At 62.4% G+C, this 24,394-nt stretch carries 17 protein-coding genes; 7 read left to right on the top strand and 10 right to left on the bottom strand.

The features are described from left to right. Positions 1-43 precede the first annotated feature (43 nt). The 10 genes from GNX18_RS15030 to GNX18_RS14985 form a co-directional block, all read right to left on the bottom strand. Positions 44-1,084 (bottom strand): FecR family protein, encoded by a 1,041-nt coding sequence (locus GNX18_RS15030; protein WP_166219088.1) that lies wholly within the window; start codon positions 1,082-1,084, stop codon positions 44-46. Further along, on the bottom strand, positions 1,084-1,632 hold the full coding sequence (locus GNX18_RS15025) for an RNA polymerase sigma factor (RefSeq protein WP_138234326.1): 549 nt from the start codon (positions 1,630-1,632) through the stop codon (positions 1,084-1,086). Before GNX18_RS15025 ends, GNX18_RS15030 begins: the two co-directional genes overlap by 1 nt. A gap of 160 nt (positions 1,633-1,792) precedes the next feature. Then, positions 1,793-4,591, bottom strand: a complete 2,799-nt coding sequence (locus GNX18_RS15020) for a TonB-dependent receptor (protein ID WP_166219086.1) — start codon at positions 4,589-4,591, stop codon at positions 1,793-1,795. 182 nt (positions 4,592-4,773) lie between these two features. Next, positions 4,774-5,613, bottom strand: a complete 840-nt coding sequence (locus GNX18_RS15015) for a 23S rRNA (adenine(2030)-N(6))-methyltransferase RlmJ (protein WP_166219084.1) — start codon at positions 5,611-5,613, stop codon at positions 4,774-4,776. Between the two features lie 148 nt (positions 5,614-5,761). Next, entirely contained in the window at positions 5,762-6,871 is a 1,110-nt protein-coding gene (locus GNX18_RS15010; protein ID WP_371808110.1) for a DUF3570 domain-containing protein, read from the bottom strand. A 154-nt stretch (positions 6,872-7,025) separates the two neighbouring features. Continuing rightward, positions 7,026-7,256 (bottom strand): DUF4266 domain-containing protein, encoded by a 231-nt coding sequence (locus GNX18_RS15005; RefSeq protein WP_138234322.1) that lies wholly within the window; start codon positions 7,254-7,256, stop codon positions 7,026-7,028. 3 nt (positions 7,257-7,259) lie between these two features. Continuing rightward, positions 7,260-7,745: a TlpA disulfide reductase family protein gene (locus GNX18_RS15000; RefSeq protein ID WP_138234321.1), complete on the bottom strand. Its 486-nt coding sequence runs from the start codon at positions 7,743-7,745 to the stop codon at positions 7,260-7,262. Positions 7,746-7,780: 35 nt separating this feature from the next. Then, positions 7,781-8,437, bottom strand: a complete 657-nt coding sequence (locus GNX18_RS14995) for an outer membrane beta-barrel domain-containing protein (RefSeq protein ID WP_166219082.1) — start codon at positions 8,435-8,437, stop codon at positions 7,781-7,783. Further along, on the bottom strand, positions 8,407-9,243 hold the full coding sequence (locus GNX18_RS14990) for an SH3 domain-containing protein (protein WP_166219080.1): 837 nt from the start codon (positions 9,241-9,243) through the stop codon (positions 8,407-8,409). Before GNX18_RS14990 ends, GNX18_RS14995 begins: the two co-directional genes overlap by 31 nt. A 3-nt stretch (positions 9,244-9,246) precedes the next feature. Then, the gene (locus GNX18_RS14985) at positions 9,247-11,982 is read right to left on the bottom strand and encodes a hypothetical protein (protein ID WP_240914030.1); all 2,736 of its coding nucleotides are present in this window, start codon (positions 11,980-11,982) and stop codon (positions 9,247-9,249) included. Positions 11,983-12,265: 283 nt separating this feature from the next. On the opposite strand from GNX18_RS14985, the gene GNX18_RS14980 reads away from it, so the two are divergent. The 7 genes from GNX18_RS14980 (at position 12,266) to GNX18_RS14950 (ending at position 24,393) form a co-directional block, all read left to right on the top strand. Beyond that, on the top strand, positions 12,266-13,486 hold the full coding sequence (locus GNX18_RS14980; RefSeq protein WP_138234318.1) for a DUF1585 domain-containing protein: 1,221 nt from the start codon (positions 12,266-12,268) through the stop codon (positions 13,484-13,486). A 4-nt stretch (positions 13,487-13,490) separates the two neighbouring features. After that, entirely contained in the window at positions 13,491-16,025 is a 2,535-nt protein-coding gene (locus tag GNX18_RS14975) for a LamG domain-containing protein (protein ID WP_166219078.1), read from the top strand. A 221-nt stretch (positions 16,026-16,246) separates the two neighbouring features. Beyond that, on the top strand, positions 16,247-17,818 hold the full coding sequence (locus GNX18_RS14970) for a general secretion pathway protein GspF (protein WP_166219076.1): 1,572 nt from the start codon (positions 16,247-16,249) through the stop codon (positions 17,816-17,818). 9 nt (positions 17,819-17,827) lie between these two features. Next, positions 17,828-18,844, top strand: a complete 1,017-nt coding sequence (locus GNX18_RS14965) for an FAD:protein FMN transferase (RefSeq protein ID WP_166219074.1) — start codon at positions 17,828-17,830, stop codon at positions 18,842-18,844. Between the two features lie 80 nt (positions 18,845-18,924). After that, a complete protein-coding gene (locus tag GNX18_RS14960; protein WP_166219072.1) occupies positions 18,925-19,455 on the top strand; it encodes an AraC family transcriptional regulator in 531 nt (176 codons plus the stop codon). A 13-nt stretch (positions 19,456-19,468) separates the two neighbouring features. Beyond that, entirely contained in the window at positions 19,469-21,508 is a 2,040-nt protein-coding gene (locus GNX18_RS14955) for a hypothetical protein (protein WP_166219070.1), read from the top strand. Further along, entirely contained in the window at positions 21,505-24,393 is a 2,889-nt protein-coding gene (locus GNX18_RS14950; RefSeq protein WP_240914029.1) for a tetratricopeptide repeat protein, read from the top strand. The genes GNX18_RS14955 and GNX18_RS14950 overlap by 4 nt, the downstream gene beginning before the upstream one ends. Position 24,394 lies beyond the last annotated feature (1 nt).

The raw sequence follows: 24,394 nt of genomic DNA, 5'->3' as shown, positions 1-24,394 counted from the left end.
AAAAAGCCCTGATTTTCAGGGCTTTTTTATTACCGAACTATTCTCAGTCTGCAACCGCCCCCGGCCAGATTACTACCCTTCCATCCGGCTCCTTGAATACCCGCACCGGCAGCGACTGCTCCAGCATGGCCACCAGCGTATCCGCCTGGTCCGCGTTGAAGGCGGTGGTCACCCGCAGGTTTTCCAGTTCGCGGGTGCCGATGACGATGCGATTTTTGCGATAGCGGTTCGCGTCGGCGACGATTTCCGACAGCGGAGCGTCGCGGTAGCTGAATTTTCCCTGGCGCCAGCCGGCGACCCGGGTGGCGTCTACGGTGTTGACGCGGCTCAGTTGTTGCTCGCTGACACGGACCTGTTGCCCGGCGGTGAGGCGGACCTTGGGAGCCTCAACAGCACCGGCGGATTCGCGGTCGCGGCTGGCCACATCGACCACGCCCTCTTCCACGGTGACTTTCACTTCCGGATTCAGCTTGCTGCCGGCGTTGACGTCAAAACGGGTGCCGACTACGCGGATCTCGGCACCGCGGGCGCTGACGAAGAACGGGCGCGAGGGATCCTTGGCGATGTCGAAGAAGGCCTGACCGCGCAGGAGTTTGACCCCGCGGCGTTCATTGCTGAAGTCGCTTTCGATGGCGGTATCACCGCCCAGGGTAATGCGGCTGCCGTCATCTAACGTGATGGTGCGCACCTGGGCGAGTTCGGAGGTGTAGGCTTGTGCAGCCGGTTCACCCTGCCAGGGGGCCAGATAGACCATGCCCACAGCCAGCATCAGAGTACAGGCGAAAGCGAAACCACTTACCGGGCTGATGCCGAAGTAGTTGTGGAGTCTGTCGAGCACACCGGCGAGACCACCGGGCTGGCGCAGACGCGCTCCCTCACTGCCAGCGGCGAGTGCAGCGAGACTGCGGTCGATCAGCTGCAGGCGCTGGTAGGCTTTGCGGTTTACTGCCTGTTGCATCCAGGCGTCGTACGCGGACTGTTCGTCGGCTTTGAGGTCGCGCTCGCCGCGCAGCATAAACCAGGTGCGGGCTTCGGCTTCCACCAGCCGGATATCGGTCTGCGGGTGACTGTTGCCAGTCGTCATCACACTTCTCCATCGTGTGCACGCAGCGCTTCCTGGCACCCCGCCAGGGCTTTCGCCACGTGCTTTTTCACTACTGTTGCCGAGAGCCCTTCCCGCCGCGCGATTTCCGCGTAGGAGAGGCCGTCGACACGGTTCATCAATAACAGCCGCCGGCGCTTGTGGGGCATGTTCCAAAGGGCACTGTTCACCAGGCTCAGAAACTGCCGGCTGACGGCCACACGTTCGGGACTCAGGCAGTCCTGCTCGCGATCGGGGTCGTCCTGAACGGTCTGTGCATAACTCTCGCGCACCTGCCCTTTGCGCAGGGCATCTATGGTGGCGTTGTGCACCGACCGGTAGAGGAAGGCCCTGACGTGCTCGATATCGCCGACGCGAAGCTGTGGCGCCATGCGCGCGAACGCCTCCTGCACCAGATCTTCCGCCTCGCTGTAGGACAGTCCAAACTTACTCACCGCGTACCGGCACAGTTCCTGCTGATATTCGCGGTAGTAGTGATCCAGATCCCTGTCGCTATCGGTCGCCAATTGGCTCGCCCATGCTGTCGCCATGGATTCTCTTCACCATCGTTTTTATGTTTTGTTTTGTCGTTGCTCTTCTGTATCTGTGCCGGGAGCCTCTTCCGGACACCGGATTCTTTCTCTCGCCGATGAAACGGCTGAGCAGGCGGAATCGTCCCCCCTGCGTTGAAGATGTTTGGAGCTTATCCATTCAGTCGAATTTCATGCCAACACGCAGGCCGAAGCTACGCGGCGCGCCGTAGTAGTACTCGGGGCTGGGGATATCAGCCTCGTGCACGTCATTGGCCACGGCTTCATTGGTGAGGTTGTCGCCATAGAGGTCGAGCCACCAGTTGGCGGAGGCGGGCTCAAACTTGAGACCGGCGCTCCACAGGCTCCACGCCGCCTGGCGGTCGACATTGCGCGCGGGGCCGGCGGGGTCCGGCACCCATTCGCCACTGCCATTATCCAACAGCATGCCACGGCGATCGCCGCGATTAGCCTCGTCGAAATACATGTCGCCGGCATAGCGCAGTCCAACGCGGGCGGTGGCGCGCCCCCAACTGCCCAGAGCAAGACCGTGGCGGTAATTGAGGCCGAGACTGATCTCCGGCACCTGCTTCAACCGGTTGCCACTGAAATCCACCAAGTCCGGAATGTCGGGATTGTCAGCGCCGGGGTTCCAGGTCTGGCCGTGCTGTGGGAACTCGTTATCCACGGTGAGGAAGCGGTTGTAGCGGGCATCGAGCAGCGACAGGAAACCGGTGAGGCGTCCGTTCGGGCTGCTGGCCCAGTTGAGTTCCAGTTCGAGTCCGCGGATGGTGGCGGAGGGGGCGTTAATACTGCGAACCAGTTCGGTGCCGTCCTCCTCCACGGCGACCCCGGATACCTGAAGGTCACGGTAGCGGGTGTCGAACAGCGCGCCGTTCAGGGTCATAGCGCCACCCTGCAGACCGAGCTTGAATCCCAGTTCGATATTGGTGCTGGTCTCCGGGCCGACGAAGGCCGCGCCGCCGTTGTTGCGCTCGATCAACGCTTGCAGTGCGGACTGGTACGCCGGATCGTCAGCGCCATTGTAGACCCCGCTGAGTTTGGCGCCGTCCTGCACTATGCCCGGCTTGAAACCCTCGGCGTAGTGCAAATAGAGCATCGCCTGATCCGTTGGGCGATAGGTGAGACGCGCCATGGCGGTGGTACTGTCCCAGGTGCGGTCGACGTCGTTGTAGTTGGCGACAAAACACTGGCCGTCGGCGGCGGACTCCCGGTTGACTGCGATCTCCCCGAGTTCGCCGCCGCGATCGCTGCGGATCAGGTCCGGGCAGGCGATGTTGCGCCCGCCGCGGTCGTAGCGCTGGTCGCGCCCGCTTCTGGCACCGGCACTGATTTCCCACGCCTGGCTCAGATCGTAATCCACTTGGCCGTAGAAGGCGCCGAGACGGGTGCCGCGGTTGGGCTGCTGAAAACTGTGGGCGGGGGCATCGCCCCAGCCACTGCCATCGGCTTCCTGATGTTCCAGATCAAAGCGGATGGCGTTTTTCTCGGCGAAACTGAAGTAGGCCAGCAGCCAACGCAGCCGCTGTTCATCGCTGCTTTTCAGCTGCAGTTCGTGCTGGCGGGCGCGGTATTCGGACCAGATGGTGCGGTTGCTCTGATGGTAGATGGCCGGGTCGGTTTCGCTGCCCACCGCGCCGCTGCGGTCCTCATCCCAGTCCTGGCTGCGCTCGTTTAAGCCGTAGCCGGCGATGTACGCCAGCGATGCGCCACCGGGCAGCTCCAGCTCCAGGCGGCTGCGCAGGGCGTCCTGATCGAGGCGGGTGCGCCCGGGGGTATCGATCATGACGGCGGTGTCGTAGTCCACCAGCGGCACGCTGCCGGCGCCGCGGTCTTCGAACCGCTCGTAACTGAGCCACCAGTTCAAACCACTATTGATCTGCCAGCTCGAACTCAGGCGGTGGCTGAAGAGATCGGTGTTGTTGTAGCGGTGGGCGCGCGCGGCCCAGGCGGAGCCCTCGGCATAGTCGATATAGCTGTCGGCGCGCTCGGCCGCCGCCGCCCAGCGCAGGGACCAGTCGTCGGTGAGCGGCGCGTTGGCCACCGCACTCAGCTTGCGCTGGCGGTAGCTGCCAAGGGAGACGGCGACACTGGATGACCACTCGGATTCCGGGCGCGCGGTGTGGTAATTGATCACTCCACCGGTGGAGTTGCGCCCGAACAGTGTGCCCTGCGGGCCGCGCAGCACTTCCACCCGGTCGAGGTCGTAGAGCATGACGGCCGAACCCTGCACCCGGCTGCTGAAAATGCCGTCCACATGCGTGGCGACACCGGAGTCGCCGGCCTCGGTATGATTGTCGGAACCCACCCCGCGCATATACAGCATGGAAGCGGTGTGGTCCCCATTTCTGGCCACCTGAAGGCTAGGGACCTCCGCCGCCAGTTGCTCCAGGCTGTCGATGCGGCGCTCTTCGAGCGTGCCACCGCTAATGGCGGTTACCGTGAGAGGCGTGCGCTGCAGGTTGGTGCGACGCTTGCTCGCCACGACCTCCACTTCCTCCAGCAGGGCAGGGGCGGGCACCTCCTCCTGCGGTTCATCTGCGATTCGCTCTTGCCGCGGCGGCAGGATCACCATGCCCTGGCCGTCGACCCGCCGGTAGCGAAACTCGGTGTGCGCCAGCAGCAGCCCCATTGCGGCCTCGGCGGAATACTCGCCTTTCACCGGCGGTGCCTGGGTATCCGGAATGGGGGAGGACTGTTGACCGGAAGTGGCCACCATCACGGCGAGACCGGTCTGGCGGGAGAACGCCAGCAGTGCCTGATCCAGCGGTTGCGTGGGTATTTCGAAGAAATAGGTGATTGCAGAAGAAGAATGCGCTTCGACTCCGGTGCGGGTACTTGCCGGCAAATCCTCCACTGCCACATCCGGTGCCGCTTCCGTGGCAAAAGCGGTCGCCGAGGCACAGCAGTGTGCCGTCAACACTAGGGCGCGGAGTGACCCGAAGCAGGTCTTGGGCATAGGCGTGTCGTCATCGCTGTATCCCGCGGTTTGGCGGGTTTCCGGCTACGCGATGGCGGCCCTTGCGTACTGGCTGCCACTCTCGTCACGCGTCCGGTTGATTATTGTTCTGGCCGGAAAACATACAACAACAATCAACGGTGTGACAAGTTAGGACGCATGGCGGAGCAGAAACCAACCCCCTATTCAGCCACCAGCGTCTCGCAGCGGAAGTGATTGCCGCCGTCGGCGCTCAACTCCGCGGCCAGCGGTGGCAGTAGCGCTTCCATCTGGCCGCGCAGGGTCCAGGGCGGATTGACCACCATCATGCCCGCCGATGTCATGCCGTGACCGGCTGCGTCGGCGCGCACGCCCAGCTCGAACAACTGGATATTGCGGATGCCGGAACTGCTCAGCTGCTTTTCCAGGGCGTCGATACGGCGGCGGTCCACGACCGGGTACCACAGGGCGGTAACGGCATTGGGCATCTTGCGGTGAATCAGCTGAATGGCGCCCACCACCCGCTGGTAATCCTCCTTCTGCTCATAGGGGGGGTCGATCAGTACCAGTGCGCGGCGCGAGCGGGTCGGCAACAGCGCTGACAATCCCTTGAAGCCGTCTTCCTCGCGCACCTGGCACTGGCGCCTGCGGGCGAGGTTTTTGCGCAGATGCTCCGCATCGGCCGGGTGCAGTTCGAACAGCCAGGCCTTGTCCTGGGGCCGCAGCATTTCGGCGGCGATCAGTGGTGAACCCGGGTAAAACTTCAGACCCTTTTCCGGATTCAGCTCGGCGATGAGCTGCAGATAACTTTTTAGGCCCGGCAAATCGCTGTGATTGAACAGACGACCGATGCCGGTCATGTACTCGCTGTTCTTGCGCGCCATCTCCGAACCGAGGCTGTAGAGGCCGGCACCCGCGTGGGTGTCGATATAGTCGAATGGAGTGTCTTTCTTCTGCAGGTAGGAAATAATTTCCATCTGTACGCAATGTTTGAGTACATCGGCGAAGTTGCCGGCGTGGAAACCGTGGCGGTAACTGAGCATGGGGCCATCCGGGAAAACAGGGAAACCACACTGCGGTGGTGAACATCGGCAGCACGGGTGAGACGAGCTTAGATCAAATTCTAGGGCCGGCGACTTTAGGGGCCCTGGCGGCCCCTGACAATCCTTTTCTGAGCGACACCCGCCGGGCTCAGAACCACATGGACCAGAACAGCCGGATCACGTGGGCGTTGAAACTGTAGGCGGGTTCTTCCCCGGGCAGCGCTTCGACCACCCGCGCGTCGCGGAAGTTGTCGTAGTCGAACATGATGTAATCCCAGTAGAGATTCACGCTGCTGCGGCGGTCAAACAGGGACCAGCGCTCCGGCAACTGATAAGAGGCGCCGATACCGATGGAGGTATTACTGAAATCGCTCAGCTCCTTGTCGCGGGCGCGGAAGCTCGTCGCATTCACATAGGGGAACAGGTCGCTGTAAAAGTCTGCCCCGGTCTGCTGGTAGAAGCGCAGCTTGCCCTCAAGGATCAGGTTTTCCGACTCCAGCGGATGGGTGTAGCGGAATTCCAGATTTTCGGCGTCAATGCCCCAGCTGTCGACGTACTTGCGGTATTCACTTTTGACCGCGGCGCGGTAGGGCAGGCGGTATTTTGCGCGCAGTGCCACGGCGTCGCTGTTGCGGGTGGTGGGATAGAGTTCGGCCTGGTAGCTAAAGCCGGTGCCGGAGCCCGGATCCAGGTAGCGCACACTGCGGTAGGGATTGTTGAGAAAACCTTCGTCCGCCACGGTTTCCACACTCAGCTCGGCGATCAGCTTGGTGGTGAGGATCTGGCTCCAGTTCAGGGCGTAGCGGCGGTGCTCCGCCTGCTCGAGAAAATCCTCATCGCCGTTGCGCATCACGTCGTCACTGCCGAAACTCACGCGCATGGACAGGGTGCTGAGGTCGCCGAAGAAATCCTGTTTAATGCCGAAGCCTACGGTTTCCGCCTTGTAATCATCCTCGCTGGAATTGGTGTAGTTGAGACTCATGGTGGTTTTTTCCACCAGATAGTCCGCGCCGAGCGAAAACTCATCGCGCTGCTCGGAATAGGGGCTCGCCGTGGCCTGTACGTCGATGGACGCCCCGGAAATCATGTCCACGTAATAGTTGGCTGACAGGGAAACCTTGTTGCCCACATTCTTGCGCACCAGCACAGACGGCCCGTCGATGGTGACACCGCCGCCGCTGTAGGAGTGGTACATGGTGTCCGCGCGCTCTTCCGGCAGAACTGCTGCATTTACTTGAATTGGGCCAAATATCAACAGGCTCGAACAGAGTAAAAATCGCTTGAGAGCGTAGCGAGCGAACGCGGTTTGGTGAGCGCCGGAGCGCAGCTCCCGCAGCGCACTTATAGTGCGTGAGGACAGCGAGCACCGCCGACCGCCAAAGCGCGGAGCGCAGTAGCTCTCATGTGATTTTTTAGTTACAACCACAGCCGCCTCCTGACCCACCCTCAGCGCCCCTGGCCGCCTCGCGCGCTTCGTACACATGGTTCATGTATCCCGCCGCTACCGGATCGCGCTCGAAGCTCATGATCGGGTCGGCGAGATAGTGCCGCTCGTAGGGTTTTACCCAGGGCTCCGGCATCAGGGTTTCACAACCGCCGAGCAGCAGGAACGATGGCAGAAGGAGAAGCGCGCGCTTGGTCATGGCTTATTCCCGGATCAGTTCCTTGATGATCTTTTTGTACTCGGCTTCGTCGCCACTGCGGTAGCCCTTGTGCACGTAGCGCACTTTGCCGTCGCGGTCGATAAATACCGAGCTCGGCATGGCTTCCACACCGAACAGCCGGCTCACGCTGCTCTCGGCGTCGAACAGCACCGGAAATTCCACCGGAATTTTATTCAGCATCGCCTGCGCGTCCTCGCGGTTGGCGTCCACATTGACACCCCAGACCTTGAAACCCACGGATTCGTAGCGCGCGTGCAGGTCATTCAGCAGCGGCATTTCCTCGCGACAGGGACCGCACCAGGAGGCCCAGAAGTTGAGCATGATTACGTCGCCACGCTGCTCGCTGAGTTTCAGGTTGCCGTCTTTCAGGGACGCAAGGGTAAAGTCGGCGGCAGGCGCGCTGGCGGATACGGGCGCGCCCGCAAGCAGTGCGGCGCTGGCGCAGAGTGCGGCGATGAAATTACGCATCGAGTTTCTCCGGTTGTTTTATTGTAAAAATCGAATCAGAAATAAATCGATAAACCCAATTGGGCGGAAATATTATTGGTGTTCTGCGGCTCGCCGAAGATCTCGTGTTCGAGAATGTGATCCCGCACATCGAAACGCAGGGCCAACCAGTCTTTCGCCAGCACGCGAATGCCGGCACCCACGTTGTAGGTGAAATACTCCTCGTCGGCGAAACTGGTGTTGCCGATACCGCCGATCAGGTACAGGTTGCTGTTGAGCGCCCAGCGATCCAGGATAAAAATTTCCCCAGGCAGGAAATTCCAGGCGAGCGACAGGTTGTACATGGAAAGATCGCGCTCTTCATCGGTGAGCAGCGGCGCGCTGCCACTGAGTTTTTCGTAGCTGGACAACCCGAGTTCGGACTCCGCGTAGGCGGCCTCCATGAAAAAATCTTCGTTGATGTGATAGGCCAGACTGCCGCCGATCATGCGGTTGGTGCCGAAGTCTTCCATGCTCAGCACGCCGCCGGCATAGACGGTGAACTCGAAGTCCTCACTGTCGATGGCCGCCTCGCGGATCTCGCGTCGCTCCAGATCCGGAGAGATGATCTCATCGATCACCGCATCGCCCTGGGCAAGAGCCGCTGTCGATAAAACGGCGAAGGACAGCGCACAGGCGAGCTTTACATAAACACGTCGAATCCGAGCTTCCATTCGACTATCTCCTGATTATTTTCCCGCGAGGTAAGCAGGTAGTGATTGGCAACTTCCGCGCGCAGGGCGAAGCGGCGGGATAAATAGGTGGTCACGCCGATGCCGGTAAGCATGGCGGTGTCCTGGCGGTCTTCGGTGGCGACGATGGTGGCATTGGGGGAGGTGATATTGATCCCGCTGCCGAGCAGAAAATACGGCGAGATCCGCCACTGGGGAAACGGCTGGTGCAGCAGTGCCACCTGGTAGGTCTGGCTATTGGAATAGGCACCGATGGTCTGCGCCGCGCGCAGCTCCGCGGAAATATTGCCGGTAAAACGGTATCCGAGCGACACCCCCAGAGAATTGGCTCCTTCGAAATCGCCATAGGTGAAGCCGAAGCGCAGCCCCTGCTCGCGATAGTCGTCGATACCGGGCGTGGACACCGCGAGCGGCTCACCGTCGGGGGCCACGATCTGGTCCAGCTCGGCAATCTTTGCCCAGCCGGTTTTCCCGCTGCGGGTCATCACCTTGACCCAGTCGGTGCGGCGCTTCAGCAGCCACAGAGGCTCGCCGTATTCCACCACATGGTCGATAACGTAACCGCGTCCGGGTCCGGTGTAGAGGTTGAGAAATTCCGAGCCAACCACGACTTGTTCGACATCGTCGGGAAGCCCGCCGGGCGTGCGCTCACCGAACTGGGCCGCGGTGAAACTCTCGGTAACGGGCGGTTCTTCTTCCTGTTCCGCCGCGCGCGTATACGCCGACAAAACGAGGCCGGCGATTAATACGGCCAGTCCGGGCGCTATGGTTTTCGACAGCCTTGTCATGCTTCAGTTGACCGGTGCATCAAAGGGGTTGTTGTAATACTGCGCTCCGATATCCAGCCACTCTGAAATCAAACGCAATTCCGCCGGGGACAGCGCACCATCGTGCACGCCGCCCGCTTCGAATACCCGGAAAAACCGGCTGGCGTTCGCGCCGCCGGTGTCCATGAGCCGCTCGATATCGACGGTCACCATAACAGGAATCGGGTTGCCCGCGGCATCCAGAACGAGTTCTCCGTTCTCGTCCACCTCGAACAGCGGGGTGCCGTTGTCGTCCGTGTCCTGCACCAACACATTCTGCACGGCGCCATCGCGCAGCTCCTCGGTGGGGTTGTCGAACAACAGCTCGACGTAGGAGGTGCTGAAATTGGTGTTGACCCCGGACTGGTCCGCGCGCAGATCCAGCTGTCCCGGCGGCACCTGGGCCATGCCGGCGGCATCGCGGTTGCTGTGGCATCCGCTGCAGGTGCGATCTTCCAGCACATTGTCCATATCGTCGGTGATTAGTCGCGGCAGATCCCAGATGGGCTGGATGTGCGTGGGGTAGTGGATAACGCTGCGGCACTCGCTGCTCCAGGCACTCTGGCAGGCGGCGGTGGTGGGGGGTGGCGTCTGCAGTTCGCTCATCAGCAGCTCGCTGCTCGGGTCTTTGGTCCGCGCAGCCGGGTCGGTCCACTGATCGGTAAATTTCAGATCCCCATCCAGGGAGGGGTTGCCGGCGATACGCGCCAGCAGTTGTGCCATGGTCTCACCCATATTCGCAGTCAGCGCAGGCTCGGTATTGGCAAACGGCGCCCCGCTGGTGGGGGCGCCGGCCCAGGCGGATGCGGGCTCTTTGTCCGTGCGGCCGTGAGGCACTTCGCTGTTGCGGCTGTGGCAGCCCTGACATGTGCGGATCTCACCGGCGCGGAACTGCAGCCAGTTATTGTGACGGCCGACAATACGGCGGCCGTGGGCATCCACCACGGAAATGGCAAGCGGCATATCCGCCGGCACCTTTACCCGCACCGAACCGTCCGGCTGGATTGGGGTGTAGCCGATGATCTCGCGCATCAGTTGCGCGCGGCTGCGGCCGAAGGCGGCGCGGTCGAAATCGAGCGTGTCGTCATCGGGAATGCCCACGGCCTTGACCACCCGCAGGAAGCGCGCGGGGCGCTCGGCGGCCGGTGTCTGCAACGGATCCGCCAGCGCGGCGATATCCAGCGCGGCGGTGCCGTCAAAGTCGTACACGCTGCGGATATCGAGAATCGCAAGACCGGCGTCGTACAGATCGCGGTCGATGTCGATACCGGGGATAGACTCGGGAATGAATGCCGGTGTCGGGCGCGTATCGGCGGTGACCGCTTCGGAAATCATCTGCCCCTCGGCGGGTTGGATGATCGGGCGCTGGGTACCCTCGACGTAATCGTAAATCCACAGGCCGTAAAGCGGGTCGGCGGGCACGATGCCCTCGGTTGCCAGCCACTCATCGGTGCAGGGTTGCGGCAGCTCTGTTTCCGGATCGATCACCCGGCACTCGCTCCAGCTCACTAGCAGACGGCTGGTGCCGTCGTGAAACGCCCAGGCATTGGCGAACAGGCCGTGAGGGGAGAGACCACCGTCGGTTATCACCTGTTTGACCGAGAGAGATTCCTGCCCCTGCAGCAGGCCCTGCTGTTCCGGCTCACTGTAGGCCTCGGTGAAATTCTCCGCGTCGATCACTACCATGTCGCCGCCGTAGGTAATGCCCTCGGGGGCGCGCAGGGTGACGAGGATGCGCCCGTCCGGCATCTGCTGCGGTTTGCTGAAGGCCGCCGGCACCGGGTCGCTGTCCGGATTCGCGCTCGTTCCCGTCGCCTGGCTGTGATAACCGTAGTGGAACTGCAGGTCGGTGCCGTCCGGCTTCACTGTGTACAGGCTGAGCCGGTTTGCGCCGCCCATATTGTCCCAGCGGCTGAACAGCACGCGGCCATTGGCGAGCACGGTGGGCGAGAGGTCGTGGCTCTGGTTGTAGGAAATCTGCCGGATGTTGCTGCCGTCCTGCTCCATCACATGCAGCACGAACGCGGGCTCATCCAGGTCTTCGGCGAGGGCGGAAAACTGCGGTTTGTTGTCGTCGAGCAGCAATGCGCGCGAGCGGCGCTGGCGGGTGGAGGTAAACACGATGCGACCATCGGGCAGGAATGCCGGAGCAATATCGTCGCCCTCTTCCGCGATCAGGTCGGACTGGATTGCGCGCTTCAGCTCTGCGGATTCAAAGTCGTACAGCCAGATATTCCAGCTCGGCTGCTCGTCGTCATCCAGGCCCTCGATATCCGGTGCGCGCATGGCGAAGGCGAGGGTTTTGCCATCGTGGGAGACGGTCAGGTCCTTCACATCGTAGCCGCCCTCGAACACCAGGCCTGCATCTTCATCGCTGATGAACAGATCGGCAGTCAGCACCCGCTCCGGTGCGCTGGCGGTGGCGCGGTCGCGCAGCACCAGTTCCGCACCGGGATTGAAGGTGGAGGGCGCGTAAATATCGCTGCCCATCAACTCACCTTCATCATCGCGATTGAGCATGCGGCGTACATAAACCACGGGGTAATCCACTACCACCGGATCTTCTGCCTGATCGCCACCGGGTCCGGCACTGCCACCGGAACAGCCGCTGAGCAGTACTATTGCCACCATGGCGAACGGCGCGCGCGGAGCGAATAAAGCGAGAAGCGAGCGCACTGAAAAGCGCCCGGCCGGTGCGCCGGGCGTACAAAATCTGCTCAAAGGAATTTCCCCTTTCCCGCCGGTTTCTCAGTGCTCACTTACCGTGGCCGCTGCGGGATAACTGGACCTTAGTCTGGTGATCTTCACCAGTGTTATTGGGCTGAATTCTCGCGATTGACGGCTGTTGCCTCAAGTCGCGCACACGGATTTTGCCAACCACGACACGGTTTAAATTTTTGCCGCTGGCGAATCATTCCGCATTCTTTACTATCGGTGGCCGGTCACACGACACAAAATCCGCGCACACAAAACCCGCGGCGAGAACCCTACGCGAACAAGCCACATGAAAATAACATCGCCCGCCGCGCGCCTGCTACTCGCGGCGACCGCCTGTGCCAGTGCCCTACTTTCCCTGTCTGCCCTGGCGGGACCGGAAGAACAGGCCGCGCAGATACACAGCCGCATCACCGGGGTAAAGCCCGACGTTGCCACGCTGACAGAGATGGCCGAGCTGATCGCCGGAGGCCAGGCCGGGGACGCCGCCCGCCTGGCGATGCAGAACGACGCATTCTATAACGTCACCCTGAAAAACCTGGTCACGCCGTGGACCAGCCGCGACGCCGACAATTTCGCACCGCTGAACGACTACACCGCAACCGTGATCGGCATGGTGCGCGACGATGTCGACTTCCGCGAGATTCTCTCCGGCGACATTCTGTATACCGGCGCTTCCGGCCTGGGACTGCCTGCCTACAGCAACAGCAACAACAATCACTACATCGAACTGGAAAACAGCGGCTATCCGCTGCAGACAGCGCTCGAGCGCAAAACCCAATCCGCCGTCACCGGCCTGCCCAGCGACGCCACTGCCGGCGTGATCACCACCCGCGGCGGCGCCAAGGCGTTTTTCTACGCTGGCACCAACCGCGCCATGTTCCGCTTTACCCTGCTGAACCACCTGTGCCGCGACCTGGAGCAGGTGCACGACACCTCGAGGCCACCGGACCGCATCCGCCAGGACGTGAGCCGCAGCCCCGGCGGCGACAGCCGCGTGTTCCAGAACAACTGCATCGGCTGCCACAGCGGCATGGACCCGATGGCACAGGCGTTCGCCTACTACGACTACGTTTACGAAGTGGACAACGACCCCACCGGTGAAAACGGCCAGCTCGACTACAACAGCGCCGGTGAAACCGACCCCGCCACCGGCACCCGGGTCAAAGCCAAAAACCATTTCAACAGCGCAACCTTCCCCTACGGCTTCGTAATCCCCGATGACAAGTGGGACAACTACTGGCGCGAAGGCCCGAACATGTACCTGGGCTGGAGCAGCGAACTGCCCGGCTCCGGCAACGGGGCTAAATCCATGGGCCGCGAACTGGCCAACAGCGAGGCGTTTGCCCAGTGCCAGGTCACCAAGGTCTTCGAACAGGTGTGCCTGCGCGCACCGGAAGACCAACAGGACCGCGACCAGATCGACAGCATCACCGCGAGTTTTACCGGCAATGGCTACAGGCTGAAGCAGGTGTATGCGGATACCGCGGTTTACTGTGCGGGAGAGTAAGCAGATGAAAACCAAAACCGCACAACGACCACTGAGCGCACTGTTCGCACGCGCAACTCTGCTGTCGGGTGTATTCGCATCCGCACTGTTTATTACTGCCTGCTCCGGCGGCAGCGGTCAGCCCACCGAGGATCTGCCCAACACAAATCCGGATACCGGTGATACCAGCTATTCCGGACCGGCGCCGGCCAACGAAGACGTACAGAATTACAAGCGCTATATCTGGGACAACCTGGCGGCGGAGAACCGCTGCGGCAGCTGCCATATTGAAAGCAACCAGAGCCCGCGCTTCGTGCGCGGCGACGACATCAACCTCGCCCACGGCGAGGGTCGCGAACTGGTCAACCTCGGCAGCCCGGCGGATTCCCGTCTCGTCACCAAGGTGGCCAGCGGCCACAACTGCTGGCTCGCCAGCCCCGATGCCTGTGCCGAGATCATCACCAACTACATTGAGGAGTGGGCCGCAGCTGCGGGCTCGGTAGTCAGCACCATCACCCTGACCCCGCCGCCTGAGCGCGACGTGGGCGCGAGCAAAAGCTTCCCCGCCAGCAGCGGCAACTTCGCCACCACCGTCTATCCGCTGCTCGAGCAGTACTGCTCAAGCTGCCACAGCGAAGACGCGCCCACCGCGCAGCAGCCCTATTTCGCCAGCAGCGACGTGGACCAGGCCTACGAGGCCTCCAAAGCGCGCATGGATCTGGACAACCCGGACAACTCCCGCTTTGTGGTGCGACTAGGCAGCGACTTCCACAACTGCTGGGGCGACTGCGCCGAAAACGCCGACACCATGGCGGCGGCCATCCGCAGTTTTGTGGGTGCTATCCCGGTGACCGAAGTGGACCCGGAGTGGGTGACCAGTAAAGCGCTGTTCCTCACCGACGGTGTGGTCGCCAGCGGCGGCGGGCGCATCGAGAACAACGCCATCGCGCTGTACGAATTCAAGACCGGCAGCGGCACCACCGCCTACGACACCTCCGGTATCAACCCGGCCATCGACCTCAATCTCTCCGGCGATTTCGAGTGGCTGGGCTCCTGGGGCATCCAGTTGAACGGCGGCAAGGCCCAGGCGGCCACCGCCACCAGCAAGCGCCTGTTCGACACATTGAGCGGCACCGGTGAATACACCATCGAGGCCTGGGTGGCGCCGGCCAACGTGGTACAGGAAGGCCCGGCGCGGATCGTCAGCTACTCCGGTGGCAACAACATCCGCAACTTCACCCTCGGCCAGGCGATGTACAACTACACCTTCCAGAACCGCAACGACGCCAGCACCAACGCCGACGGCATGCCCGCGCTGATCACCGACGATATGGCCGAGCGCGCACAGGCGACCCTGCAGCATGTGGTGGCCACCTTCGACCCGCTCAACGGCCGCCGCCTGTATGTAAACGGTGAGTTTACCGGCGACGCGGACCCGGCGGCACCGGGGCTGCTGTCCACCTGGGACGACACCTTTGCCCTGGTGCTCGGCAGTGAAGCCTCGAATGAATTCCCCTGGGCCGGCTCCATCCGCCTGCTCGCGATCCACTCGCGCGCGCTGGATCAGGACGACATTCTCACCAACTACGAAGCCGGCGTGGGTGAGAAATACCTGCTGCTGTTCAAGGTGGAAGAACAGACCGACGTGCCGCAGGGTTATGTGATGTTCGAAGTGCAGCAGTACGACAACCACGGCTATCTGTTCAGCGCACCGAAATTCATCACCCTGGAAGACGGGGTGATCCCGGACGGCGTGGTGATAAAAGGCATGCGCATCGGCATCAACGGCCGCGAAGCGGTCGTCGGCCAGGCCTGGGCCAACCTCGACACCACCGTCACTGCCGACCAGTACGACCCCGCGAGCGGGCAGAAACTGTCGCCACTCGGCACCATCATCACTCTGGAAAAAGGCCCGATCTCGGACGAATTTTTCCTGACCTTCGAGCGCCTCGGCAGTGAAGAATTCGTGCGCGTGGAAGCCACCCCGGCACTCCCCGCCGCGCCTGCGGACCTCACCCCGCAACCGCGCATCGGCATCCGCCGCTTCGAACAGATCCACGCGGCGCTCTCCGCCGCTACCGGAGTTTCCAGCGCGCACCCGGCGGTGGTGGATACCTGGGAAAAAGTGAAACAGCAGCTGCCGGTGGAAGCGGACGTGCGCGGCTTCCTCGCCGCACAGCAGATGGGTATCACCCAGCTCGCGGTGAAATACTGCAGCACGCTGGTGGACGACACCAGCAAGCGCGCAGCCTACTTCCCCGGCTTCAATTTCTCCGCCAGCGCCGCCTCGGCATTCGATACCAGTGCGAAGCGCGCACAAATCATCGACCCGCTGCTGGAAAACCTCCTCGGCCGGCCGATCACCTGGCCTGCGTCGATGGGTGGGCACACGGCACAACTCGCCACGGCGCCGGATGAAGGTGCGGTGCGCACTGAGCTGAATGAATTGATCGACAAGATGACTGCATGCGGCGGCAGCTGCAGCGCGGATCGCACAGCCACTACGGTAAAAGCCACCTGCGCCGCAGCTATGGGCAGTGCGATGATTTTGATTCACTGAGTTTTGAGGTTTTGTGCTTCGTAGCTTGGGTGCTTCGTAAGCGGGACGGGGCCAGCGGTAAGACCCCGGCAAACAACCTGTCGGCAATCGTTTGCCGGAATCTTCCCGCTGGCCCCTGGTGCGAAGTCGGTGAAATAAATACTTCTAACGAAGTAACAGTCCCCGCCAGCAGGGCCGCCACAAATCGAGAACAGAGCACCCCCCGGGCGCCCGGAAAAACCATGAGCAAGAAAAAACATTTCGAACTGGACCAGCCTCTGCGTCATCCGGATCACCACCGTCCGGTGAGCCGGCGGGATTTTCTCGGGCAGGGTTTCCGCGCGGGCATGGCCACGGTACTGGGCGGCTCCATCTTCAGCCTGTTCGCCAACCCGCGCATGGCCCACGCCGAATTGTCGTCCGATCTTGAAGCGATCCGTGGGCTTTGCGGTGTGAGCGCCCAGGGCGCCGGCAAAATACCGTTTATCTGTTTTGATCTCGCCGGCGGCGCCAACATAGCCGGCTCCAACGTATTGGTCGGCAAGCAGGGCGGCCAGCTCGACTTTCTCAGCACCGCCGGTTACAGCAAACAGGGCCTGCCCGGCGACATGGCGCCCTCCGTCACCGACGCCGCCGGCAACTCCTTCATCAACACCGACCTCGGCCTCGCCTTCCACAGCGACAGCCAAATGCTGCGCGGCATCCTCGAAAAAATCGCCCCCGGCACCGCCGGCGCGACCAACGGCGCAGTGATCCCGGCGCGCTCCGAGAACGACACCGGCAACAACCCGCACAACCCCATGTACGGCATCAACCGCGCCGGTGCCAACGGCTCGCTGCTTGCGCTGATCGGCTCCCAGACCAGCGAATCCGGCGGCAACTCCATGGCGCCCATGGACCTGATCAACCCGGAAGTGCGCCCGACCAAGATCGACCGCCCGTCGGACGTAACCGGACTTGTGGACGTGGGCGACCTGGTGGGCCTGCTGAGCCAGGAAGACACCGTCGCGGTGATGGAATCCATGTACCGCATCTCCAACGCCAAGCTCGGCAAGGTAGACACCCGCGTCAGCAACGACGCGATGATCAAAGACCTGGTGAAGTGCGGCTACATGAAGAGCGCCGATCTCGCCGACCGCTTCGGCAACCCGAGCGCGCTGGACCCGGCGCTGGACCCGGACATCGTCGGCCCCGCCGGTATTTTTTCTTCCGATGAATTTTTCGGCGATCGCGAATTCCAGAAAACCGCCTCCACCATGAAGCTCGTGATCAACGGCTACGCCGGCGCCGGCACCATTACCATGGGTGGCTACGACTACCACACCGGAGACCGCGCCACCGGCGAGATGCGCGATCTGCGCGCGGGCCGCTGTATCGGCGCCTGCCTGGAATACGCGGCGCGTGTCGGCCAGCCAGTGATGATCTACGTGTTCAGCGACGGTTCGGTGTTCAGCAACGGCATGGTGGACGACTCCGTGGAAGGGCGCGGCAAAGGCGTGTGGACCGGGGACAACCAGCAGACCGCAGCTTCCTATTTCCTGGTTTACAATCCCGCCGGTCGCCCAACATTGCTCGGCGGCACCGCCGACGAACAGGCGCGCCACCAGCAGCTCGGTTACATGCGCGCGTCCGGCGATGTGGAAACCGCCGGCAGCCCGGCGGCCAACAACGTCAACCAGCTGGTGCAGACGGTGGTACTGAATTACATGGCGCTGCACGGCGAGCAGGGCAGCTTTGCCAGCCTGTTCCCCAATCACGGCCTCGGCAACGCGAGCCTGATAGACAGCCTGACCGCCTTTGCACCGATCAGATAAAGAACCGCGATGTACCCGATCCGTCCGCTATTGTTTCTCGCTGCGCTGTTCGCCACCGGTTCCAGTCACGCCGACTGGCACTACGACCAACAGGCAATCATGGGCACCGAGATTCACCTGCAGTTCTGGTTGGATGACGACAGCAAGGCGGGGGAAATCAACCGCGCGGTGATGGACGAGTTCCGCCGCATCGACGCGACACTGTCGCCGTACAAGGAAAACAGTGAGCTCTCCCGGGTCAATCGCGAGGCGGGCAAGGGCAAGGTGACTGTCTCCCCGGAACTGGCGGAAATCATCGACAAATCACTGCACTACAGCGACAGCACCGGCGGCGCTTTTGATATTACCTTCGCCACCGTCGGCAGCCTGTACGATTTCCGCAAGGGTCAGAAAGCCGATACGCAAACCACCGCAGACCTGCTGCCCGCGGTAAATTACCGGCACATCGCGCTGGATAAGCACAAACACCGCCTGGCATTCAAAAATCCGCGCACCAAGATAGACCTGGGCGGCATCGCCAAGGGTTATTCCGTAGACCGCGCCGTCGCTATTCTGCAAAGTTTCGGGGTGCACAATGCCAGTGTCAGTGCCGGCGGCGACGCACGCCTTCTCGGCGATAAACACGGCAAACCCTGGCTGATCGGCATCCGCCACCCGCGCGACAAGAGCAAAAATGCCGCGGTGATCCCGCTGGAGAATACCGCCATCTCCACCTCCGGTGACTACGAGCGGTTTTTCATCGACAGCGACGATCACCGCGTGCACCATATTTTCAATCCCGCCACCGGCCTGCCGACCGATACCGACGCCGGCGACGAGGATGGAAAGCAGGGCGCCGATCAGGACAAGCTGATCAGCGTGAGTATCCTCGGCCCCCGGGGCTTTGATACAGATCCGCTTTCCACCAGTGTGTTCGTGCTTGGCAAGCACAAGGGTCTGGCGCTGATTGAGCAGCTGGACGGGTTTGAGGCGATTGTCATCGACGCCGATCACCGGATGTTTTTCAGTAGCGGCCTGCAGCAGTAATTGCCAACCAGGTCACATCGAATATGTGGGTCCCTGCGATAATCCCGGGACATAACGAAAATGGATATTCAGGCTTCAACATGCTTTGCCCGCGCCGTATCAGTACTTTTCTGGCCTCTCTGGTTCTCACCTGTTCCGCAGGTGCTATTGCCCAGGACGGCGACTTTGCCGCCGACGATCTGGAAAACCTGAAGCAGGAAGTGCTGAAGCTGAACCGGGATCTGCTGGTACTGGAAGAAGACCTGCTATTCCCCGCACAGAGCCAAGTGGCCGTCTACGTTTCCATGGACGTGGGTCATTTCTTCGATCTGGACTCGGTCAAGCTGCATATCGACAACAAGCTGGTGGAAACCCATCTCTACACCGACCACCAGAAACAGGCCCTGATCCGCGGCGGTATCCAACCGCTGTTCAAAGGCAACCTGAAATCCGGTGATCACACGATTACCGCATTCTTTACCGGCTTCGGCCCGGAGCAGCGCGAGTTCAAGCGCGCCGCCACCATCGAACTGAAAAAAACCGATGAGCCGGCGGTTGTTGAGCTGCGCATTTCCGATTCCGGCGGCAAGCAGCAGCCGGAGTTCGAAGTGATCGAATGGCCGGCGCCCTGAGCCGGACGCCGCCATGCCGTTCCCAGCCGTCCTCAAAAAATCCCTGCAGCGGTCGCCATTGACACTGGCCATCGCTGCCGCGCTGCTCGCGACCGCCCCTGCATACGCCGACAAGGACAGCGACGCGCCCGCGCAAAAGTTCCAGCAGGCGCAGGACATGCGCTACGGTGAGGCGCTGTACCACTACTTCCAGGGCAACAGTTTTGACGCGCTGAGTACCCTGATGGTGTCCGACCTGCGCGGCGGCATCCAACATCACGCGGACAACGCCGATCTGATCCGCGGCGGTATCAGCCTTGCCTTTGGCCTCGAGCAGCAGGCCGCGGCGCTGTTCGAGAAACAGCTGCAGAAGGCCGCGGGCGAAGATAACCAGACACGTCTCACCCGTTACCGGGAAATCGCCTGGCTGAAGCTCGCGGAACTCAATTACCGCCACCAGAACTGGGACACCGCCGCCCTGCAGCTGGAAAAGTCCGGTGCCATGCACCAGACCACGCTGACGCTCAATCTGGCGATTCGCAGCGGCGACCTGCAACAGGCACAGCAGCTGCTGCAGATGGCGGAGCTGCCGCTGGCGGAACGGGTGCTCGGACACACCAATCTGGCGGCATTCCTGGCGAGACAACAGCAGCTGCCCGCCGCCGCCGCGGAATACCGCCGCGCGGCCGAGCTGGTGGAAGACGCCCTGAAAGCACCCACCGTCTCTCCCGAGACGGAAGAGGAACTGCGCATCCTGCGTGACAAGGCACGCATCGGTGCCGGTTTTGCCTTAGCCGTAGACGGCAATTTCCCACAGGCGGCACTGGAGTTCAGCGTGGTGCGCCTGGATACGCCCTGGTCCGCAGACGCACTGCTCGGCCTCGGCTGGGCGTCGGTCAACGGCGGCGACTACCAAAAAGCGGTGGACGCCCTAGCCTATCTGTTCCGCGACAACCCGCTGTCTCCGCAGGTGCAGGAGGCCATGCTGGCGCTGCCGTACAGTTACGAAATGCTGCAGCGCCCGATACTGGCGCTGCAGGCCTACCGCGACGCCGAGCAGAAGTACCAGCAGGCACTGGAGGATCTCGGCAAGCTGCACGGCGCCGCCGCCGAGCTGCAGTTTGCCGAGCTCGACAGCGAATCGGATATCAACCTGCGCCGCTACGGCTGGCTCGAAGACGCCGCCACCCCGGCGCTGATCCGCGCAAACCAGCACTACCTGTTGCAGATGATGCAGAGCGACCGCCTGCAGCTGCAGCTGTCGGAGCTGCGCGACCTGCGCCACCTGAAGCGGGTTATGGAAAAGTGGCAGCAGCGGCTGCCGGAATTTCACACCCTGATCGACGAGCGCGAGCAGCGCCGCACGGCGATCCTGCGCCAACACGACAGCGCCCAGTACGATCAGCAGGTGCAGATTGCGGAACAGGAACTCGCAACACTGCGGAATTCACTCGCGCGCATCGAAGCCGAGCAGGACGGGCTCGCCATGCTCGCCGCCAGCGGCGGAGAAGCGGCCGAATACCTACAGATGTTGCGGGAAGCCGAGGCCCGCCACGCGCACCTGAGCAGCGCCGGCAAATCCGGTCGCTACCAGCAACAGACGCTGGCCCGAGCCCGCGGGATTCTGCAGTGGCAGGCGTCCGAGCAGTATCACGACAATCTGTGGCAGCAGCGCAAAGTCATCGCTGAACTGGAGCAGCAACTCACCGACGCGGCGCGGCGCCAGCGCAAGGTAGCGCGCATCACCGCCGAGGCACCGCAGCTCAATCTGCTCGCAGGCAGCGTGGACGATGCCGCACTGCGACTGGCAGAACAGCGCACCGCCATCGACCGCGCCAGCGGTGTCATCGAGGCCCAGATCCGCCAGGACATGCAGCGCGCACTGAGCGACGCAAAAGCGCGCGTCGAGCAGTACATGGCGCATACCCGTCTCGCCATTGCACGTATCCAGGACGCCAACATGCAGGGCAAATTTGCACCGCCCGCAGCCGACAACATTCGCGAAGCCGAGATAGACAGCGCCCCCGCACCCGAAAACCGCGACGACGACGTCATGACCGAGGTGCAATCGTGAAAGCTGTTACTCATCGTCACCGCGTAACGCAGCTCGCCCTGGCCGTGTGCACGGCGGCCAGCCTCAGTGGCTGCGCCAGTCAGTTCGATCCCGGCACCACACTCGCGCAGCTGCCTGTCAGCGAATTGCCGCCGGAACCGGCGGTACCGATGCCGAAGGTGGCACTGCCCGCACTGATCGACAGCTACGAGAAAGCGTTGGCGGCCAACCGCGATCCGCGCACCCGCCGCCAGATCCAGCTGCGCCTTGCGGATCTGGAAATGGAGCGGCTCGAACAACAGCAGGCGGACAACCCGGCGATGGCAGTGGCCTACAACAATGCGGTGCGCCACTACGAAGAACTGCTGCAGACCTCCGCCGACGACGATTATCTCGCCTACCGCCTGGCCCGCGCGCGCGCGCTGGATGGCAACACCGGCGGCTCGCTGCAGGCACTGGAGACCATTGTCGAAACCGCGCCGGACTCGCCGTTTATCGCCGAGGCGCTGTTTCGCCGCGGCGAGGCCGCCTTCGGCCGCAAACAGTACCGCGCGGCGGAACGCGATTTCGCCGCGGTGCTGGCGCAGGGCGACACACCGTTCGCGCGCAATGCCCGCTACATGCTCGGCTGGAGCCAGTTCAAGGATGCGCGCTATCAGGACGCCGGCGAAACCTTCCTGGTCCTGATGGACGACCTGCTGGCCGAAGGCCAGGTGCAGAAACGCTCACTGGAAGAACTGCAGCAGGGCGAACGGCGGCTGGCCGACGACACCTTGCGGGTGCTGGCACTCGGGTTCAATTACCTGGGCGGCGCCGGGGCGATCGAATCCTTCAGCCCCGAGACCGGCCCGCGCAGCTATCAACATCTGCTCTACCGCGGCCTTGGCGACTGGTACGCAGAGAGCGAGCGCTACCGAGACGGTGCGCAGACCTTCCTCACCTATGTGGAGCGCTATCCGCAAAGCGCTGAAGCGCCAAATATGCATGTGCGCGCGGTGGAAATTCTGCAGCAGGGCAACTTCCCCAGCGAAGTGGTCCCGGCCAAGCGCGACTTCATTGTCCGCTACGGCATCCGCAGCCAGTACTGGCAAGCCGCCGACGACCAACAGCGCGGCGAACTGACGGCGCACCTGAAGCCGTGGCTGGAAGAGCTGGCGCGCTTCGACCACGCCCGCGCCCAGGCGTTGGCCAAAGAGGCCCATGTCGCTCGTAATAATTTGCGCGTTGCTGAAAAAGCCCAGCGCGAATCCCGCGAGGCGTTCCTGGCCGCAGCCAGCCTCTACGGCGAATTTATCGAGACCTTCCCGACAGACGGAAAAGCCCCGGAGCTCACCTTCCTGATGGCGGAGAGCCTGAGCGAGGCCGGCCAGTATGCGCTGGCATTCAACGCCTATCGGCGGGTGGCCTGGGAGTTTGCCGAGGAAACCGGCAGTGCGCCGCCACAGGCCAGCGAAGCCGGCTACGCCGCCATCCTGACCGCAGGGCAGGTGCACAAGCGGCAGAAAAATCCGGAGCAGGCCAGCCTGTGGCTCGATCGCAAGATCGAGACCAGCCTGCGCTTCGCCGATACCTGGCCGCAGGACCAACGCGCACTGGCGGTGCAACTTGACGCCGCGCACAACCTGTTCGAGCAGTACCGCCACCAGGAAACTATTGCCGCCGCGGAAAAGGCCGCGGCCTGGCAGCCGCCACCGGACGCCGCCCAGCGCCGCAGTATCCTCATGCTGCTCGGCCACAGTTATTTTGAAATCGACGATTTCGCCGCGGCGGAAAACGCCTATACCCAGCTGCTCTCCGGCATGGCGTCTACAGACCCGGAATACGTTAATACCCGCGACCGCCTGCAGTCGTCCATCTACAAGCAGGCGGAGCTGATCCTGAGTCAGGTACATCTCACCAGTGACAGCATGGAATTCATTGCGCCCACGGAGCAGGCCATCGCGCTGTTGTTGCGGGTGCGCCAGAGTGGTCGCTCCACCATCGCCGCCACTGCCCAGTACGACGCCATCACCCAGCTGGTGCGCCTGCAGCGCTGGCCGGCGGCGCAAGCCGAGCTGACGGACTTCCGCCAGCATTACCCGAATCACAAGCTGACCCCGTCGCTCGCCGCCAAGGCGGTGGCAATCTACCAGGGCATGGACATGCCGGAAGCCGCCGCCGACGAACTGATGACGCTGGCCAACAGCGATCCCAGTGCCGAGGTGCGCCGCACTTCACTGTACCTGGCGGCGGAACAGTTCGAGCAGGCCGGCAACAACACCAAAGCCATCGACGCCTACCGCCAGTACACGCGTCAGTGGCGCGAACCGGCGCTGCAGAACCTGGAAGCCCAGTACCAGCTGGTTTCCCTGTACGCCAAAGCCGGCAATCATAGTGAGCGCAATCTTTGGCTGAAGAGCCTGTCCGGCAACCGCGTGTCCGAACCCCGCGGCCGCTATCTCGCCGCCTTCGCGCAGAGTGAGCTGGCAGAACAGAGTTACGCGCGCTTCGAGCGTTTGTCTCTCACCCTGCCGCTGAAGCAGAGTCTGAAAAACAAGAAACAGGCGATGGAAACCACGGTGGCGGATTACAAAAAAGTGCTGGATTTCGGCATCGCCGAATTTACCACCGCCGCCAACTTCCGCCTCGCCGAAGTCTACCGGCAGCTTAGCCGCGACCTGATGGATTCCCAGCGCCCCAACGGCCTGAGTCCGCTGGAACTGGAACAGTATGAGATCCTGCTGGAGGAACAGGCTTTCCCGTTCGAGGAAAAAGCCATCGAGCTGCACGAGGCGAATATTCAGCGCACGGCAGACGGCGTGTACGACCAATGGGTGAAGAACAGTTTCTCCTCCCTGGAAAACCTGCTGCCAGCGCGCTACCGCAAACCGGAGTCGACCCTGGCGTGGAGTGAGGAGGCGTACTGAT

The sequence above is a fragment of the Microbulbifer sp. SH-1 genome (genome assembly GCF_011326135.1).
GTDB classification, from domain to species: domain Bacteria; phylum Pseudomonadota; class Gammaproteobacteria; order Pseudomonadales; family Cellvibrionaceae; genus Microbulbifer; species Microbulbifer harenosus.
The sequence above is the reverse complement of the archived record's forward strand: the minus strand, read 5'-3'. Positions and strand labels throughout refer to the sequence as shown.

Bases quoted from the DNA above. Each gene is read 5' to 3' on its own strand.
- GNX18_RS14995 (WP_166219082.1), bottom strand. From the start codon at position 8,437: ATGGAAGCTCGGATTCGACGTGTTTATGTAAAGCTCGCCTGTGCGCTG.
- GNX18_RS14970 (WP_166219076.1), top strand. From the start codon at position 16,247: ATGAGCAAGAAAAAACATTTCGAACTGGACCAGCCTCTGCGTCATCCG.
- GNX18_RS15015 (WP_166219084.1), bottom strand. From the start codon at position 5,613: ATGCTCAGTTACCGCCACGGTTTCCACGCCGGCAACTTCGCCGATGTA.
- GNX18_RS15005 (WP_138234322.1), bottom strand. From the start codon at position 7,256: ATGACCAAGCGCGCGCTTCTCCTTCTGCCATCGTTCCTGCTGCTCGGC.
- GNX18_RS14990 (WP_166219080.1), bottom strand. From the start codon at position 9,243: ATGACAAGGCTGTCGAAAACCATAGCGCCCGGACTGGCCGTATTAATC.
- GNX18_RS15025 (WP_138234326.1), bottom strand. From the start codon at position 1,632: ATGGCGACAGCATGGGCGAGCCAATTGGCGACCGATAGCGACAGGGAT.
- GNX18_RS15030 (WP_166219088.1), bottom strand. From the start codon at position 1,084: ATGACGACTGGCAACAGTCACCCGCAGACCGATATCCGGCTGGTGGAA.
- GNX18_RS14960 (WP_166219072.1), top strand. From the start codon at position 18,925: ATGCTTTGCCCGCGCCGTATCAGTACTTTTCTGGCCTCTCTGGTTCTC.
- GNX18_RS14965 (WP_166219074.1), top strand. From the start codon at position 17,828: ATGTACCCGATCCGTCCGCTATTGTTTCTCGCTGCGCTGTTCGCCACC.
- GNX18_RS14980 (WP_138234318.1), top strand. From the start codon at position 12,266: ATGAAAATAACATCGCCCGCCGCGCGCCTGCTACTCGCGGCGACCGCC.
- GNX18_RS15000 (WP_138234321.1), bottom strand. From the start codon at position 7,745: ATGCGTAATTTCATCGCCGCACTCTGCGCCAGCGCCGCACTGCTTGCG.
- GNX18_RS14955 (WP_166219070.1), top strand. From the start codon at position 19,469: ATGCCGTTCCCAGCCGTCCTCAAAAAATCCCTGCAGCGGTCGCCATTG.
- GNX18_RS15020 (WP_166219086.1), bottom strand. From the start codon at position 4,591: ATGCCCAAGACCTGCTTCGGGTCACTCCGCGCCCTAGTGTTGACGGCA.
- GNX18_RS14975 (WP_166219078.1), top strand. From the start codon at position 13,491: ATGAAAACCAAAACCGCACAACGACCACTGAGCGCACTGTTCGCACGC.